This window comes from Pleomorphomonas sp. NRK KF1, from assembly GCF_023721755.1.
Classification (GTDB): Bacteria; Pseudomonadota; Alphaproteobacteria; order Rhizobiales; family Pleomorphomonadaceae; genus Pleomorphomonas.
The window spans coordinates 68,376-80,498 of sequence record NZ_JAMDLH010000004.1 but is presented as its reverse complement, the minus strand read 5'-3'; the positions used below and the strand labels follow the sequence as shown (position 1 = coordinate 80,498).

Below are 12,123 nucleotides of genomic sequence, written 5' to 3'. Positions count from 1 at the left end.
TATCTCTATTTGCCGAGGCCGGCGAGGCTGCGCACGAAATGGCGCTGGGCCAGCAGGAAGATGACGATGAGGGGAAGGGTGGCGATGGCGAGGCCGGCCATCAGGGCGGGCCAGTCGGCGCTGTATTGGCCGGTCAGCCCGTAGATGCCGACGGGCAGGGTGCGCACGTCTGATTTGGTGAGCATCAGCAGGGCGAGAATGAACTCGTTCCAGTTGAACACCGCCTGGAAGATGGCGCCGCTGGCGATGGCCGGTCCGGAGAGCGGCAGCACGATGCGGAAGAACACCTCCAGCCGACCGCAGCCGTCGAGCCGCGCCGCCTCCTCCAGCTCGCGCGGGAACTCCAGGAAGAAGGTGTAGAACAGCATCGTGGTGAAGGGGATGCCGTAGGCCGCGTAGGGCAGGGCGATGGCAAGGCGCGAGTTGAGGAGGCCGGCGCCGGAGACCAGCTGGTAGAGCGGCACCATGACGCTTTGCAGCGGCACGGCGAAGCCGGCGACGATGGCGACGTAGACCCAGCGCATCACCGGCCGCTCGGAGCGGGCGAGGATGTAGGCGGCAAGGCTCGATGCGAAGATGATGATGAAGACCGACAGCGCGGTGACTAGGATCGAGTTGACGAGGAAGCCGCTGATGCCGATGCCCCAGGCGCGCTCGAAGGCGGCGAAGCTGAACTGCTTGGGCAGGGCGAGCGGCCGGGTGAACAGCTCGGCCTGGCTCTTGAAGGCCGAGATGACCATCACGAACACCGGCAGCAGCACGAACAGCGTCCACAAGGAGACGACGGCGTGCAGGCCGATGGCGACGGTGCGGGAGCGAAGGGTCATGATATCTGCTCCTTAACCGCGCCGCGACAGGCGGACCTGCAGCCAGCCGAGCAGCGCCGCCGTGACCAGCAGCACGACGGCCATGGCGTTGGCGTAGCCCATGTTTCCGAAGGAGAAGGCCTGGGTGTAGGTGTAGGTGCCCAGAACCTGGGTGGCGTTGGCCGGCCCGCCGCCGGTGGTGACGAAGACGAGGTCGAACACCTTGAAACCGCCGATGACGGTGATCAGCGTCGCCAGCACCAAGACGTTGCGGATGCCGGGAAGCGTGATGTACCAGAAGGCCTTGAGGCCGCGCGCGCCGTCGAGCGAGGCCGCCTCGTAGTGTTCCTTGGGGATGGCCTGCAGGCCGGCGAGGATCAGCATCATCTGGAAGCCGACGTTCTGCCAGGCGGCGATGAGCAGCAGCATCCACAGCGAGATCGACGGATCGCCCAGCCAGCCGAGCTTCGGCGTCGGCAGGCCCAGCGCCTTGACCACGGCATTGAGCGGGCCGACGTTGGGGTCGAGGATCAGCATCCAGACGAAGGCGACGGCGATCGAGGAGATCACCACCGGCATGAAGATGATGGTGCGGTAGAAGACGCCGCCGCGCCGGATGCCCCGGTCGAGGATGGCGGCGAGGATGGCGCCGCCGCCGACCTGCGAGATCACCGATCCCACGACGATGAAGACGTTGTTGGAGATCGCCAGCCAGAACAGCGGGTCGGTGACCGCCCGGCGATAGTTGGCGCCGCCGACATAGGTCCAGTTGGCGGACGTCATCGAGAAGTCGAAGAAGGAGCCGATCACGGCGACGATGGCCGGGATCAGGATGAAGACGCCGACGAGGATGAGCGCCGGGGCCATCATGGCCGTGGCTGAGACGGCGCCGGCCTTCATCGCCGGCCGTCTGCCGGCTGGCTTGGATGTCGGTGGAAAGGGCATGCTGCTACCTGGCGGCCGTCGCCGCCGGAGGGCGGCGGGAGGAGGGCAAGGGGGGAGAAGGACCGGGGAGACGCATCGCGTCGCCCCGGTCGAGTGGCGCCGGTCCCGGGGGGAGGGACAGGCGCCGGAACGGCCTTGGCCGCTTACTTCTTGGCCTGCACGGCCAGCGCCGCCTCGCGCACCTTGCCGACGGCCGCTTCCGGCGTCAGCGTGCGGTTCAGCACTTCGACGGTGGCGTTCATGTAGGCGTCGGCCACGGTGGCCTCGAGCAGCGCGTCGAGCACGTTGACGCCCTCCTTGACGGTGGCGACTTCGCTCGCGATGTCCTTGAAGCTCTGCGGCACGCCCTCGGCCTTGTCGATGAGCCTGGTGTTGGAGGGCAGGAACTGTACCTTCTCGGCGAACTTCAGGGCCTGCTCGTCGGAGACCAGGAAGCTCAGCCATTCAACCGCTTCCTGGGGATGGGCGGTCTTGGCGGAGACCTGATAGCCCTCGGGCACCAGGAAGTTGGCGTCGGGGTTGCCCTTGCCGCCTTCCATCACCGGCAGGCGGAAGAAGCCGTAGTCGGTGAAGCCGGCCTGATCGAGCGCCGAGGTGCACCAGCTGCCGCAATACTCCATCGGCGAGGCGCGGGTGATGAACATGGAATCGGCGATGGCGTATTCGGTGGCGTTCGGCGCATCCTCGAAGCAGCCGGCGTCCTGCAGGTCGATCAGCGCCTGGAAGGCCTTGGCATAGCCGGGGTCGGTGTAGAGCTGGTCGGCCGGCCGCGACAGGTCGTAGTCGGCGGCGGTGGCCTCGACGCCCATGGCGCGCTCGTTGAGCATGGTCATCCAGTGGATGGCCTTCCAGCGCGTCTTGTTGCCGAGCGGCATCGGAATGGTGTCGGGGTCGATCTGGCGGATGGCCTTGCAGAGGCCGCCGAGTTCGCCCAACGTCTTGGGCAGTTCGAGCTTGTGTTCGGCGAAATAGGCCTTGTCGTAGAAGACGTATTTGGTGACCGCGTCGGTGGCGACGCCGTAGAGGCGGCCGTCGTAGCGGAAGGAATCCAGGAGGCCCTGCGGCAGCACCTTGGCAAAGCCGCCGGGCACGTCGCCGTAATCGGTGATGTCGAGCGCCAGCTTGTCCTTGACGAGCTGGGTGGCGCGATCACCGGCCCAGTTGAAGAACACGTCCGGCCCATCGGAGCCGACCAGCGCCACCTTCAGCGCCGTCTTGTATGGGTCGCCCGGAAAGATCTGGTGCTCGATGCTGACGTTCGGATGGGTCGCCTTGAAGCTCTCGGCGGCCTCGGCGATGAATTCCTTGTAGCCGTTGTTGTCGAGCGTCCACATCTTGATGACGATGTCTTCAGCGCGCGCCGGAGCGGCAAGAATTGCGGCGCCCAGAATCGCACTGGCGACAAGGCGCACCTCTCCATTAAACCGGAATCGCATGGTAATCTCCCTAACCCTCTAGGATGAAACGGCGAACGAATTCCGTCTTGGCGCGGATGCTCATGTGGGCATTGATATCGAACCGTTTCGATAGGATCGTATCGTCGGGTTTTTGGCTTGACAAGTATCGAACTATCATCGAACAGCGATATGTGGATGAGTTGAACCTGTTTCCCCGCGATGCGGATGCGGTTGTCCGTCCGATCCGGTGCCGTCGTGCGCAAGCCGACGGAGCGATTATGAAAACGGTTCGATAGGCCGAAACAGGCGGAAAAGGGCGAGGCGATGGCGACGATCAGGGATGTGGCCCGTCACGCGGGCGTCTCCATTTCCACTGTGTCCCTGGCCCTCAACGGCACGGGGCCGGTGAGCGAGGAGACGCGGGCGCGCATCGACGCGGCGGTGGCCGCCGTGCGCTACACGCCCAACCTGATGGCGCAGAATTTGAAGCGCGGCCAGTCCAAGCTGGTGGGCATGGTGCTGGGTGATGCCGCCAACCCGTTCTTCGGCCGGCTGTTCGGCACCATCGACAAGCACATTTCCGGCCACGAGCACATGTTGATCGTCGCCAACCTCGCCTCCGATCCGGATCGCGAGCTTCGGACGCTGACGCTTCTCAAGCGGCACCGGGTGGCGGGCATCATCATGACGCCGCTCAGGAACGATCCCGAGTTCGCCGCCCATCTCAACGAGCTGGATGTTCCCGTGGTGTTGGTCGACCAGGACGTCGACGGCACGGCGCTCGACTTCGTCACCTCCGACCACCGGCGCGGCGCGGAGATGCTGACCGAATACCTGGCGCGGCTCGGCCATCGCCGGATCGCCTATGTCGGCGGCCAGCGGAACATGTGGGTGGCGGAGCGCCGTCTGGAGGGGTTTCGCTCGGCCATGGCCGAGGCCGGGCTGGAAGTGGACCCGGAACTGGAGATCGTCGCCGACTACAGCGCCGACCTCGCCTATGAGAACGTCATGCGCCTGATGTCGTCGCCGGGGCGGCCGACCGCCATCCTGGCGGCCAACAACTACATGGCCATCGGCGCCTTGCAGGCCGTCAACGATCTCGGCTTCCGCTGCCCCGACGACGTGTCCATCGCCGGCATCGACGTGGTGGCGTGGAGCAGCATCGTCATGCCCCGCATCACCACGGTGGAGCAGCCGATCGACGAACTCGCCCGCGTCGCCTCGCTGTGGATGATGGAGCATGTGCGCGGCGAGGCCGAAAGGGACGGCGAGCGGCGCTGCCACGTCGCCGAGCCGAAGCTCGTCATCGGGCACTCCTGCGCGCCGCCGCCCAAATAGGCGAGGGCCGGGGGCGTTCCCCGGCCGATCGCCGTTGCTCAGAGCGCGAAGCCGCCGTCGATGGTCAGGCTGGCGCCGGTGACGTAGCCGGCTTCGTCGCGGGCGATGTAGGAGACGAGGCCGGCGATCTCCTCCGGCTCGGCCATGCGCTTCAGCGGCACCATGCCCATCACCATGTCCATCCCCTCGTTGCCGAGGGCGCCGATCATGTCGGTGCGGGTCGGGCCGGGCTGAACGTTGTTGATGGTGATGCCGCGCGGCGCCAGATCGAGGGCGAGGCCCTTGACCATGCCGGCCACCGCCGCCTTGGTCGTCTGGTAGACGCTGGCGCCGGGGAAGCCGCTGCGCTGGGCGATGTTGCTGCCGATGGTGACGATGCGACCGCCGTCCTTCATGTGCGGCAGCGCCGCCTGGATGGCGAGGAACACGCCGCGCACGTTGACGTCGAGCTGCAGGTCGAGATCCTCGACCAGTACCGCGTCGACGAGCCCCATGCGGGCGACGCCGGCATTGACGACGATGACGTCGAGCCGCCCGAAGCGGTCGATGGTGGCGCCGACGGCGGCGACGAGATCGTCCTTTTTGGCACTGTCGGCCTTGATCGCCAGCGCCGTGCCGCCGGCCGCCCCGACCTTGCCGACCAGATCGTTGGCCGCGGTCTCGCTCGACACGTAGGTGAAGGGCACGGTGTAGCCATCGTCGGCCAGCCGCGACACGATGGCGGCGCCGATGCCGCGCGATCCGCCGAAGACCAGGGCAACTTTCCTGTTGTCGTCACTCATCGTCATTCTCCGTTTTTGACTGATCAGTCCATAATTGGGCAGGCGAAGGGCGCTCTCCCGGCGTCTTGTTGTTATCTGGCTCTGAAACGCTCCACCGCGAAGGCGGCGAGGGCGTGAAGGTGTTGGGCTCCGGCGCCGCCTCTGGCGGCAAGCTGGAGGCCGCTCATGGTGATCTCGATGAAGGACGCCGCCTGTTCGATGTCGATCTCCGGATCGATCTCGCCCAGCCTCTGTCCTTCCCTCAAACGTTCGATGACCTTCGCCCGGAAACCGGCGATCATCCTCTCCCGCATCTCCATGAGCTCGGGGTCGGTGACACCGAACTCGCCGACCGATCCGGCCCCGAGGCAGCCCTTGCAGCGCAGCGCGTCGTCGTCGGGAATGAGCCCGACAAGCAGGTCGCGCAGGCCGTCGAGCGGCGAGGCCGGCGTGGTCAGGCGGCCGATGTGACAGCTCGTCGCGTTGCGCTGGTAGGCTTCCAGCGCTTCGAGATAGAGCCGGCGCTTGTCGCCGAAGGCGTTGTAGAAACTCTGGCGGCCAATACCCATCGCCTGGACAAGGTCTTCCGTCGACGTCGCCGCGAAGCCCTTGGACCAGAACACATCGGTGGCCGCCTTCAACGCGGCATCCCTGTCGAACTCCCGTGGTCTTGCCATGGGGAAGGGGTAGCGGTTCTGGACTGATCGGTCAAGAATGGAGCGATCACGTTCGCGTGGGGGATGGGGAGATCTTTCATCGCCGATGGTGATAATGTCCAATCAAGGACAGGCTTGACCACGAACGAACCGCTGCCATGCGAGGTCGATCGCGACGTTTGCCACAGCAGCGTGGTTCCTCTTTCTGCGCCCTGACAAGCCATCGCAGCATCGAGCCTAAATGCGGTGCGGGTAACTTGGTGAATGGTGTTGACCGCGCATGCCGACAGGGCTTCTCTGCTTTGCTGGCGGATGAGACGCCTGGCCAATCGCACAATCGGCGATGAGACATAAAATGCGTTGGGGAAGGGAATGTCGCAGCATCCACTGTGGAGCGCCTGTGAGGTCAAAGCGGCGCCGATTGTTCAGAAGTCGCTGACGGATACGGTCGAGGAACGTATCCGTGAAATGATCGTTTCGGGGGCTCTTGAGTTCGGCCAGCAGATTACCGAACGACAGCTGGCAGATCAGTTCGATGTATCCAAGACGCCGGTACGGGAAGCCATGGCGCGACTTGTGTCGGAAGGATTGCTCGAAGTCAAACCGAGGACGGGCAACTTTGTCTTCAGCCCAACGGAAGGCGTGATCACGCAGATCACCGACCTCCGTCGTCTGCTTGAGTGCGGTGCGCTGAAATCGGCGTTGCGCCACGACCGCGACGGCTTGCTCGCCGAGCTGCGCGACAACGTCGCCCGGTCGCGCCATGTGCATGAAAGCGACGATCCGTCGCAGAGCTACCGCAAGCTCGACAACGCCTTCCACGCTACCCTCTTCGCCTACGCCGACAATCCCTATCTGAGCCAGGCCTATGACGTCATCGCCCACAAGGTGCGGGCCATGCGCAACCGGCTGACGTTTCCGCCTGCTTTCATTCGTGTCTCCTTGGCGCAGCACGAGGAGGTCGTCGATCTCCTGGAGAACGATCGCGTCGGCGAGGCTGTGATGCATCTCGACTACCATATTGGCGCGAGTTTCTCAGACCGGGCTCGCCGGTTGCTGGCAAGCGGCGCCTGAACGAAAAATGCCGGCCCCGATGAGGGGCCGGCAGTCGCGCGGATCGCGGAAGGTTTCGGCTGCGTCAGGCCTTGATCGTGTAGGCGTGGTAGGTTTTCACCACGTCGTCATTGAGCGCCTGGCCGATGCCGGGCAGGTCGGGCACCTTGTAGAGACCGCCCGTCGGCTGATGATCATGGATGCAGAGTTCGCGGATGCCCGGCTTCAGCGCCCAGGTGTGGTGCTCGTGGATGATGAAGTTCGGGATCGTCGCCTCGATCTGTAGCGCCGCCGCCTTCGACACCGGCGCGCCGCAGACATGGATCTGCACGGTGGCGTCGTAGAGATTGGCGTAGTCGCAGATCTTCTTGCCTTCGGTGATGCCGCCCGCTAGGCAGAGATCCGGCTGCACGACGGCCAGCGACTGGTTCTCGATCAATGGACGGAAGCCCCAGCGTGTATAGGAGCGCTCGCCTGTCGACAGGGGAATGCTCGTGTTCTGCGCGATCTTGGCGAAGTTCTTCGCGTTCATCGGATGCACGGGCTCTTCATAATAGAAGATGTTGTACTTCTCGATGGCGCGGGCGAACTGGATCGCGGCGTTGGTGCCGAGGAAGGAGTGGATCTCGCAGATGATGTCGACGTCGGGGCCGATGGCCTCGCGCATCGCCGCGATCCGCTCCTCGCCCATGCGCACCTGGTCGGCGAGCATCAGGCCGAAGTAGTTCTGCACCACCTCGCGCTTGTGGTAGGGGCTGTGTGTGCGCGTGATCTGGATCGGGTCGACCTTGATCGCCGTATAGCCCTGCGACACCGCGTATCTGGCGGCCTCGGCGTACTGCTCCGGCTTCAGCAGGATTGCCATGTGCTCGTCCCAGCCGAACTGCAACTGGCTGGCGTAGGTTCTGAGGTTATCGTTCGTCTTGCCGCCGAGCAGCTGGTAGACCGGGGCGTTCAGCGCCTTGCCCCGGATGTCCCACAAGGCGATGTCGATGGCGCTCATGCCGCCATAGAACACCGGTCCGCCGCTCATGCCCCAGAAGGTGGCGCGGAACAGGTTCTCCCAGATCGCCTCGACCTTCATCGGATCCTTGCCGAGCACGTAGGGCGCAAGGTCCTTGATGATGGCGACGCCCGCCTTGGCTCCGGCGCCATAGGCCAGGCCGACCTCGCCGACGCCCGAGATGCCTTCGTCGGTATTGACGCGGATCAGGATCGGATTAACGCCGGCCATGTCCTTGTGACGTTTGCCAATATCGCAGTCGAAAACTTCAATGGAGGTGATTTTCATGTCCAGACGCTCCTCTTGATTGGCCTTTTGCCCGTGGTTGGCCGCGGCGCGGCGGGGCCGCGCCATGGCGCGGCCATCAGGCAGTCACGGTGTAGGCGTGGTAGTGCTTGACGACTTCGTCGTTCAGCGCCTGACCGAGACCGGGCAGATCCGGCACCTTGTATTTGCCGCCGGCCGGCTGGTGGTCGTGCGTGCACAGCTCCCGGACGCCGGGCTTCAGCGCCCAGGTGTGGTGCTCGTGGATGATGAAGTTCGGGATGGTCGCTTCGAGCTGCAGAGCCGCCGCCTTCGACACCGGACCGCCGCAGACATGCACCTGCACGGTTGCGTCGTAGAGGTTGGCGTAGTCGCAGACTTTCTTGCCTTCGGTGATGCCCCCGACGAGGCAGAGATCGGGCTGCACGACGGCGAGGGACTGGTTCTCCATCAGCTCGCGATAGCCCCAGCGGGTGTAGGAGCGCTCGCCGGTCGCCAGCGGGATCGACGTGTTCGCGGCGATCCTGGCGAAGTTCTTCGCGTTCAGCGGGTGAACCGGCTCCTCGTAGTAGAAGATGTTGTAGGGCTCAAGGATGCGGGCGAGCTGCATGGCGGCGTTGGTGCCCAAGAGCGAATGGATCTCGCAGATGATATCGACGTCGGGCCCAACGGCCTCGCGCATCGCCGCGATGCGCTCTTCGGCCATGCGCACCTCGTCGGCGAGCATCAGGCCGAAGAAGCTCTGGTGCACGTCATGGCGGAACGGCGGCACGTCGTTGCGCAGCACCATGATCGGGTCGACCTTGAGGGCGTCGTAGCCTTGCGACACCGCGTATTTGGCAACCTCGGCGTACTGGTCCGGCGTCTTCAGCGCCGCCATGTGCTCGTCCCAGCCGAACTGCAACTGGCTGGCGTAGGTTCTGAGGTTGTCGTTCGTCTTGCCGCCGAGCAACTGGTAGACCGGGGCATTCAGCGCCTTGCCCCGGATGTCCCACAGGGCGATGTCGATGGCGCTCATGCCGCCGTAGAACACCGGTCCGCCGCTCATGCCCCAGAAGGTGGCGCGGAACAGGTTCTCCCAGATCGCCTCGACCTTCATCGGATCCTTGCCGAGCACGTAGGGCGCGAGGTCCCTGATGATGGCGACGCCCGCCTTGGCCCCGGCGCCATAGGCCAGACCGACCTCGCCGACGCCCGAGATGCCTTCGTCGGTGTTGACGCGGATCAGGATCGGGTTGACCCCGACCATCTCCTTGTGGCGGGTCGCGAGTTCGCAGTCGAACACTTCGATCGACGTGATTTTCATTGCGGATTTCTTTCGAGAATGTGGGGATGGGGAGGCCCGCCCGAGCCTCCCCGGAGTGCGTCACGCCTTGATGGTGAAGGCTTGGTAGCGGCGCATGACGTCCTCGTTCAGCGTCAGGCCGAGGCCGGGCAGATCCGGCACCTGGTACTTGCCGTCGACCGGCACGTAGTCCTCCACGCAGAGTTCGCGGACGCAGGTCTTCATCGACGCCGTGTGCATCTCGTGGATGATGAAGTTCGGGATGGTCGCTTCGAGCTGCAACGATGCCGCCGTCGTCACCGGGCCGCCGCAGACGTGGATCTGCACGGTGGCGTCGTAGATGTTGGCGTAGTCGCAGATCTTCTTGCCCTCGGTGATGCCGCCGCACAGGCAGAGGTCCGGCTGGACCACGGCGAGAGACTGGTTCTCCATCAGCTGGCGATAGCCCCAGCGGGTGTAGGAGCGCTCGCCGGTCGCCAGCGGGATCGTCGTGTTCCTCGCCACCTTGGCGAAGTTGTCGGCATTCAACGGGTTGATCGGCTCTTCGTAGTAGAAAATGTTGTACTTCTCGATGGCGCTCGCGAACTGGATTGCCGAGTTGGTGCCGAACAGCGAGTGGATCTCGCAGATGATGTCGACGTCGGGACCGACCGCCTCGCGGATGGCGGCGATGCGCTCCTCGCCCATACGCAGATGATCCTGCGTCAGGATGCCGAAGAACTTCTGATTGACGATCATGGCGCCGTTCTTGTCGATCTGAACGGGGTCGACCTTGACCGCGTCGTAACCGTCGGCAATGGCGGCGCGGGCGGCGGCGGCGTACTGCTCGGGCTTGTAGAGGAGGTTGAGGCCTTTGCCACCCCAGCCGAACTGCAACTGGCTGGCATAGGTGCGCAGGTTGTCGTTCGTCTTGCCGCCGAGCAACTGGTAGATGGGCGCATTCAGCGCCTTGCCGCGGATGTCCCACAAGGCGATGTCGATGGCGCTCATGCCGCCGTAGACGACCGGACCACCGCTCATGCCCCAGAAGGTCGAGCGGAACAGGTTCTCCCAGATTGCCTCGGACTTCATCGGATCCTTGCCGAGCACGAACGGTGCGAAGTCCTTGATCATGCCCATGGCGGCGTTGTAGCCGGCGCCGTAGGCGAGGCCGACCTCGCCGAGACCGGATACTCCTTCGTCGGTGTTGACGCGGATGATGATCGGGTTCGAGCCGGACGTCGGGTCCTTGCTGCGGATGTTGCAGTCGAAGACCTCGATGGATGTGATTTTCATGGGACAGGTCCTTTCGGTGTCCGCACCGATCGCGGTGCGGACGTGATGCGGAGAAGGTGAGGGACGGGGTGGCCGGTCAGGCCTTTCGCTCGCGCGGTACCCGGAGCGTTATGAGCACCAGGATCGACAGGAGCGGCATGATGGCCATGGCCCAGAAGGCGCCGGTCATGCCGTAGGTCTGGTCGACATAACCCAGGATCTTGCCGCCCAGGAAGCCGCCCAGGCTCGAGCAGGAGTTGATGAAGGCGATGGAGACGGCGAGGCCCGACGGGGTCAGCATCGCCGAGGGCATCGGCCAGTACGGCCCCATGTAGGCCATGCCGAAGCCGAAGATCGCCACGGCCGCCAACTGAGCCGAAAGAGTGTGCGTCAGCGCCATGACGACGAAGGTGATGCTCACTGCGGCCATCGGCAGGGCCGAGTGCCACTTGCGCTCGCCGGTGCGGTCCGACGACATGCCCCACAGCGGCAGCGCGATGAAGCCGACTGCGTAGGGAATGGCCATCACCCAGCCGATGTCCGAGTCGGAGAGGCCGAAGTCCATGGCTCGGAACAGACGCGGCATGTAGAGCTGCGCGGTCTGTACGGCGGCCTGGACGCACATGTAGACGGCGGCGAGCTTCCACAGCGTGACGTTCATGAGGACGTCACCGAGCCTGGCCTTCGGCTGGTTCGCGAACTTCGCCTGCTCGCGCTTCAGCTCGCTGGTGAGCCAGGCGCGGCCCTCTTCCGGCAGCCACTTCGCGGTCTCGGGCCCATCGGCGAAGACGAAGAAGCAGAGGATGCCGAGGAGCACGGTCGGCACGCCCTCGATCATGAACAGCCAGCGCCAGCCCTCGTAGCCGGCGACATGGAAGTGGCCGACGATGTAGCCGGAGATAGGGCCGGCGACGATGGCCGAGGCCATGGCGGCGAGCATGAAGAAGGCGGTGACACGGGCGCGTTCGCGGCCGGGGAACCACAGCGCCATGTAGTAGATCATGCCCGGGAAGAAGCCGGCCTCGAAGATGCCGAGCAGGAAGCGGGCCCAGATGACCTGTGTGATCGAAGTGACGAAGAACATCACCATGGTGGAGAGGCCCCAGCCGATGATGATCGTGCCGATCCAACGCTTGGCGCCAATGCGCTCGATGATCATGTTCGACGGGATTTGAAAGATCAGATAGGAGATGAAAAACGCCGAGACAACATTTCCGAAGTCGATGGCGGTCATCGTCATGGACTCGCCCATGCGCAGCGCAGCGAAGCTGATGTTCGCCCTGTCCATTGTGTTGAAAAAATATAGTAGAAACGAAAATGGGACGATCATTTTCCAGGCGAGGCGCATCGTTTTGCGCTCG

General features: G+C 64.4%; 11 protein-coding genes. 2 read left to right on the top strand and 9 right to left on the bottom strand.

Translation table 11 applies throughout. The features are described from left to right. Positions 1–5: 5 nt before the first annotated feature. The 3 genes from M4J39_RS11795 to M4J39_RS11785 all read right to left on the bottom strand — a co-directional run bounded on the left by M4J39_RS11795 (position 6) and on the right by M4J39_RS11785 (position 3,187). Positions 6–827: a carbohydrate ABC transporter permease gene (locus M4J39_RS11795; protein WP_251728072.1), complete on the bottom strand. Its 822-nt coding sequence runs from the start codon at positions 825–827 to the stop codon at positions 6–8. Positions 828–839: 12 nt separating this feature from the next. Continuing rightward, complete coding sequence (locus tag M4J39_RS11790) at positions 840–1,706, bottom strand: carbohydrate ABC transporter permease (RefSeq protein ID WP_251728070.1); 867 nt, start codon at positions 1,704–1,706, stop codon at positions 840–842. Between the two features lie 188 nt (positions 1,707–1,894). Further along, on the bottom strand, positions 1,895–3,187 hold the full coding sequence (locus tag M4J39_RS11785; RefSeq protein WP_251728067.1) for an ABC transporter substrate-binding protein: 1,293 nt from the start codon (positions 3,185–3,187) through the stop codon (positions 1,895–1,897). A gap of 285 nt (positions 3,188–3,472) precedes the next feature. Between M4J39_RS11785 and M4J39_RS11780 the strand changes: the two genes are divergently transcribed. Further along, entirely contained in the window at positions 3,473–4,486 is a 1,014-nt protein-coding gene (locus M4J39_RS11780) for a LacI family DNA-binding transcriptional regulator (protein ID WP_251728066.1), read from the top strand. Positions 4,487–4,524: 38 nt separating this feature from the next. Here M4J39_RS11780 and M4J39_RS11775 read toward each other — a convergent pair whose 3' ends face one another. Together M4J39_RS11775 and M4J39_RS11770 are read right to left on the bottom strand one after the other, a co-directional pair. Next, positions 4,525–5,268: a 3-oxoacyl-ACP reductase family protein gene (locus tag M4J39_RS11775; protein WP_251728065.1), complete on the bottom strand. Its 744-nt coding sequence runs from the start codon at positions 5,266–5,268 to the stop codon at positions 4,525–4,527. A 71-nt stretch (positions 5,269–5,339) separates the two neighbouring features. Further along, on the bottom strand, positions 5,340–5,924 hold the full coding sequence (locus M4J39_RS11770; RefSeq protein ID WP_251728064.1) for a TetR/AcrR family transcriptional regulator: 585 nt from the start codon (positions 5,922–5,924) through the stop codon (positions 5,340–5,342). A 351-nt stretch (positions 5,925–6,275) separates the two neighbouring features. Between M4J39_RS11770 and M4J39_RS11765 the strand changes: the two genes are divergently transcribed. Further along, positions 6,276–6,977: a GntR family transcriptional regulator gene (locus M4J39_RS11765; protein WP_251728063.1), complete on the top strand. Its 702-nt coding sequence runs from the start codon at positions 6,276–6,278 to the stop codon at positions 6,975–6,977. A gap of 64 nt (positions 6,978–7,041) precedes the next feature. Here the strand turns inward: M4J39_RS11765 and M4J39_RS11760 are convergent, their stop codons facing one another. The 4 genes from M4J39_RS11760 to M4J39_RS11745 all read right to left on the bottom strand — a co-directional run bounded on the left by M4J39_RS11760 (position 7,042) and on the right by M4J39_RS11745 (position 12,092). After that, positions 7,042–8,247, bottom strand: a complete 1,206-nt coding sequence (locus M4J39_RS11760) for a mandelate racemase/muconate lactonizing enzyme family protein (RefSeq protein ID WP_251728062.1) — start codon at positions 8,245–8,247, stop codon at positions 7,042–7,044. A gap of 76 nt (positions 8,248–8,323) precedes the next feature. Beyond that, entirely contained in the window at positions 8,324–9,529 is a 1,206-nt protein-coding gene (locus M4J39_RS11755) for a mandelate racemase/muconate lactonizing enzyme family protein (protein ID WP_251728061.1), read from the bottom strand. Positions 9,530–9,589: 60 nt separating this feature from the next. Continuing rightward, positions 9,590–10,783, bottom strand: a complete 1,194-nt coding sequence (locus M4J39_RS11750; RefSeq protein ID WP_251728060.1) for a mandelate racemase/muconate lactonizing enzyme family protein — start codon at positions 10,781–10,783, stop codon at positions 9,590–9,592. A 76-nt stretch (positions 10,784–10,859) separates the two neighbouring features. Next, positions 10,860–12,092: an MFS transporter gene (locus M4J39_RS11745; protein WP_256469747.1), complete on the bottom strand. Its 1,233-nt coding sequence runs from the start codon at positions 12,090–12,092 to the stop codon at positions 10,860–10,862. Positions 12,093–12,123 lie beyond the last annotated feature (31 nt).

Bases quoted from the DNA above. Each gene is read 5' to 3' on its own strand.
- M4J39_RS11795 (WP_251728072.1), bottom strand. From the start codon at position 827: ATGACCCTTCGCTCCCGCACCGTCGCCATCGGCCTGCACGCCGTCGTC.
- M4J39_RS11790 (WP_251728070.1), bottom strand. From the start codon at position 1,706: ATGAAGGCCGGCGCCGTCTCAGCCACGGCCATGATGGCCCCGGCGCTC.
- M4J39_RS11785 (WP_251728067.1), bottom strand. From the start codon at position 3,187: ATGCGATTCCGGTTTAATGGAGAGGTGCGCCTTGTCGCCAGTGCGATT.
- M4J39_RS11780 (WP_251728066.1), top strand. From the start codon at position 3,473: ATGGCGACGATCAGGGATGTGGCCCGTCACGCGGGCGTCTCCATTTCC.
- M4J39_RS11775 (WP_251728065.1), bottom strand. From the start codon at position 5,268: ATGAGTGACGACAACAGGAAAGTTGCCCTGGTCTTCGGCGGATCGCGC.
- M4J39_RS11770 (WP_251728064.1), bottom strand. From the start codon at position 5,924: ATGGCAAGACCACGGGAGTTCGACAGGGATGCCGCGTTGAAGGCGGCC.
- M4J39_RS11765 (WP_251728063.1), top strand. From the start codon at position 6,276: ATGTCGCAGCATCCACTGTGGAGCGCCTGTGAGGTCAAAGCGGCGCCG.
- M4J39_RS11760 (WP_251728062.1), bottom strand. From the start codon at position 8,247: ATGAAAATCACCTCCATTGAAGTTTTCGACTGCGATATTGGCAAACGT.
- M4J39_RS11755 (WP_251728061.1), bottom strand. From the start codon at position 9,529: ATGAAAATCACGTCGATCGAAGTGTTCGACTGCGAACTCGCGACCCGC.
- M4J39_RS11750 (WP_251728060.1), bottom strand. From the start codon at position 10,783: ATGAAAATCACATCCATCGAGGTCTTCGACTGCAACATCCGCAGCAAG.
- M4J39_RS11745 (WP_256469747.1), bottom strand. From the start codon at position 12,092: ATGATCGTCCCATTTTCGTTTCTACTATATTTTTTCAACACAATGGAC.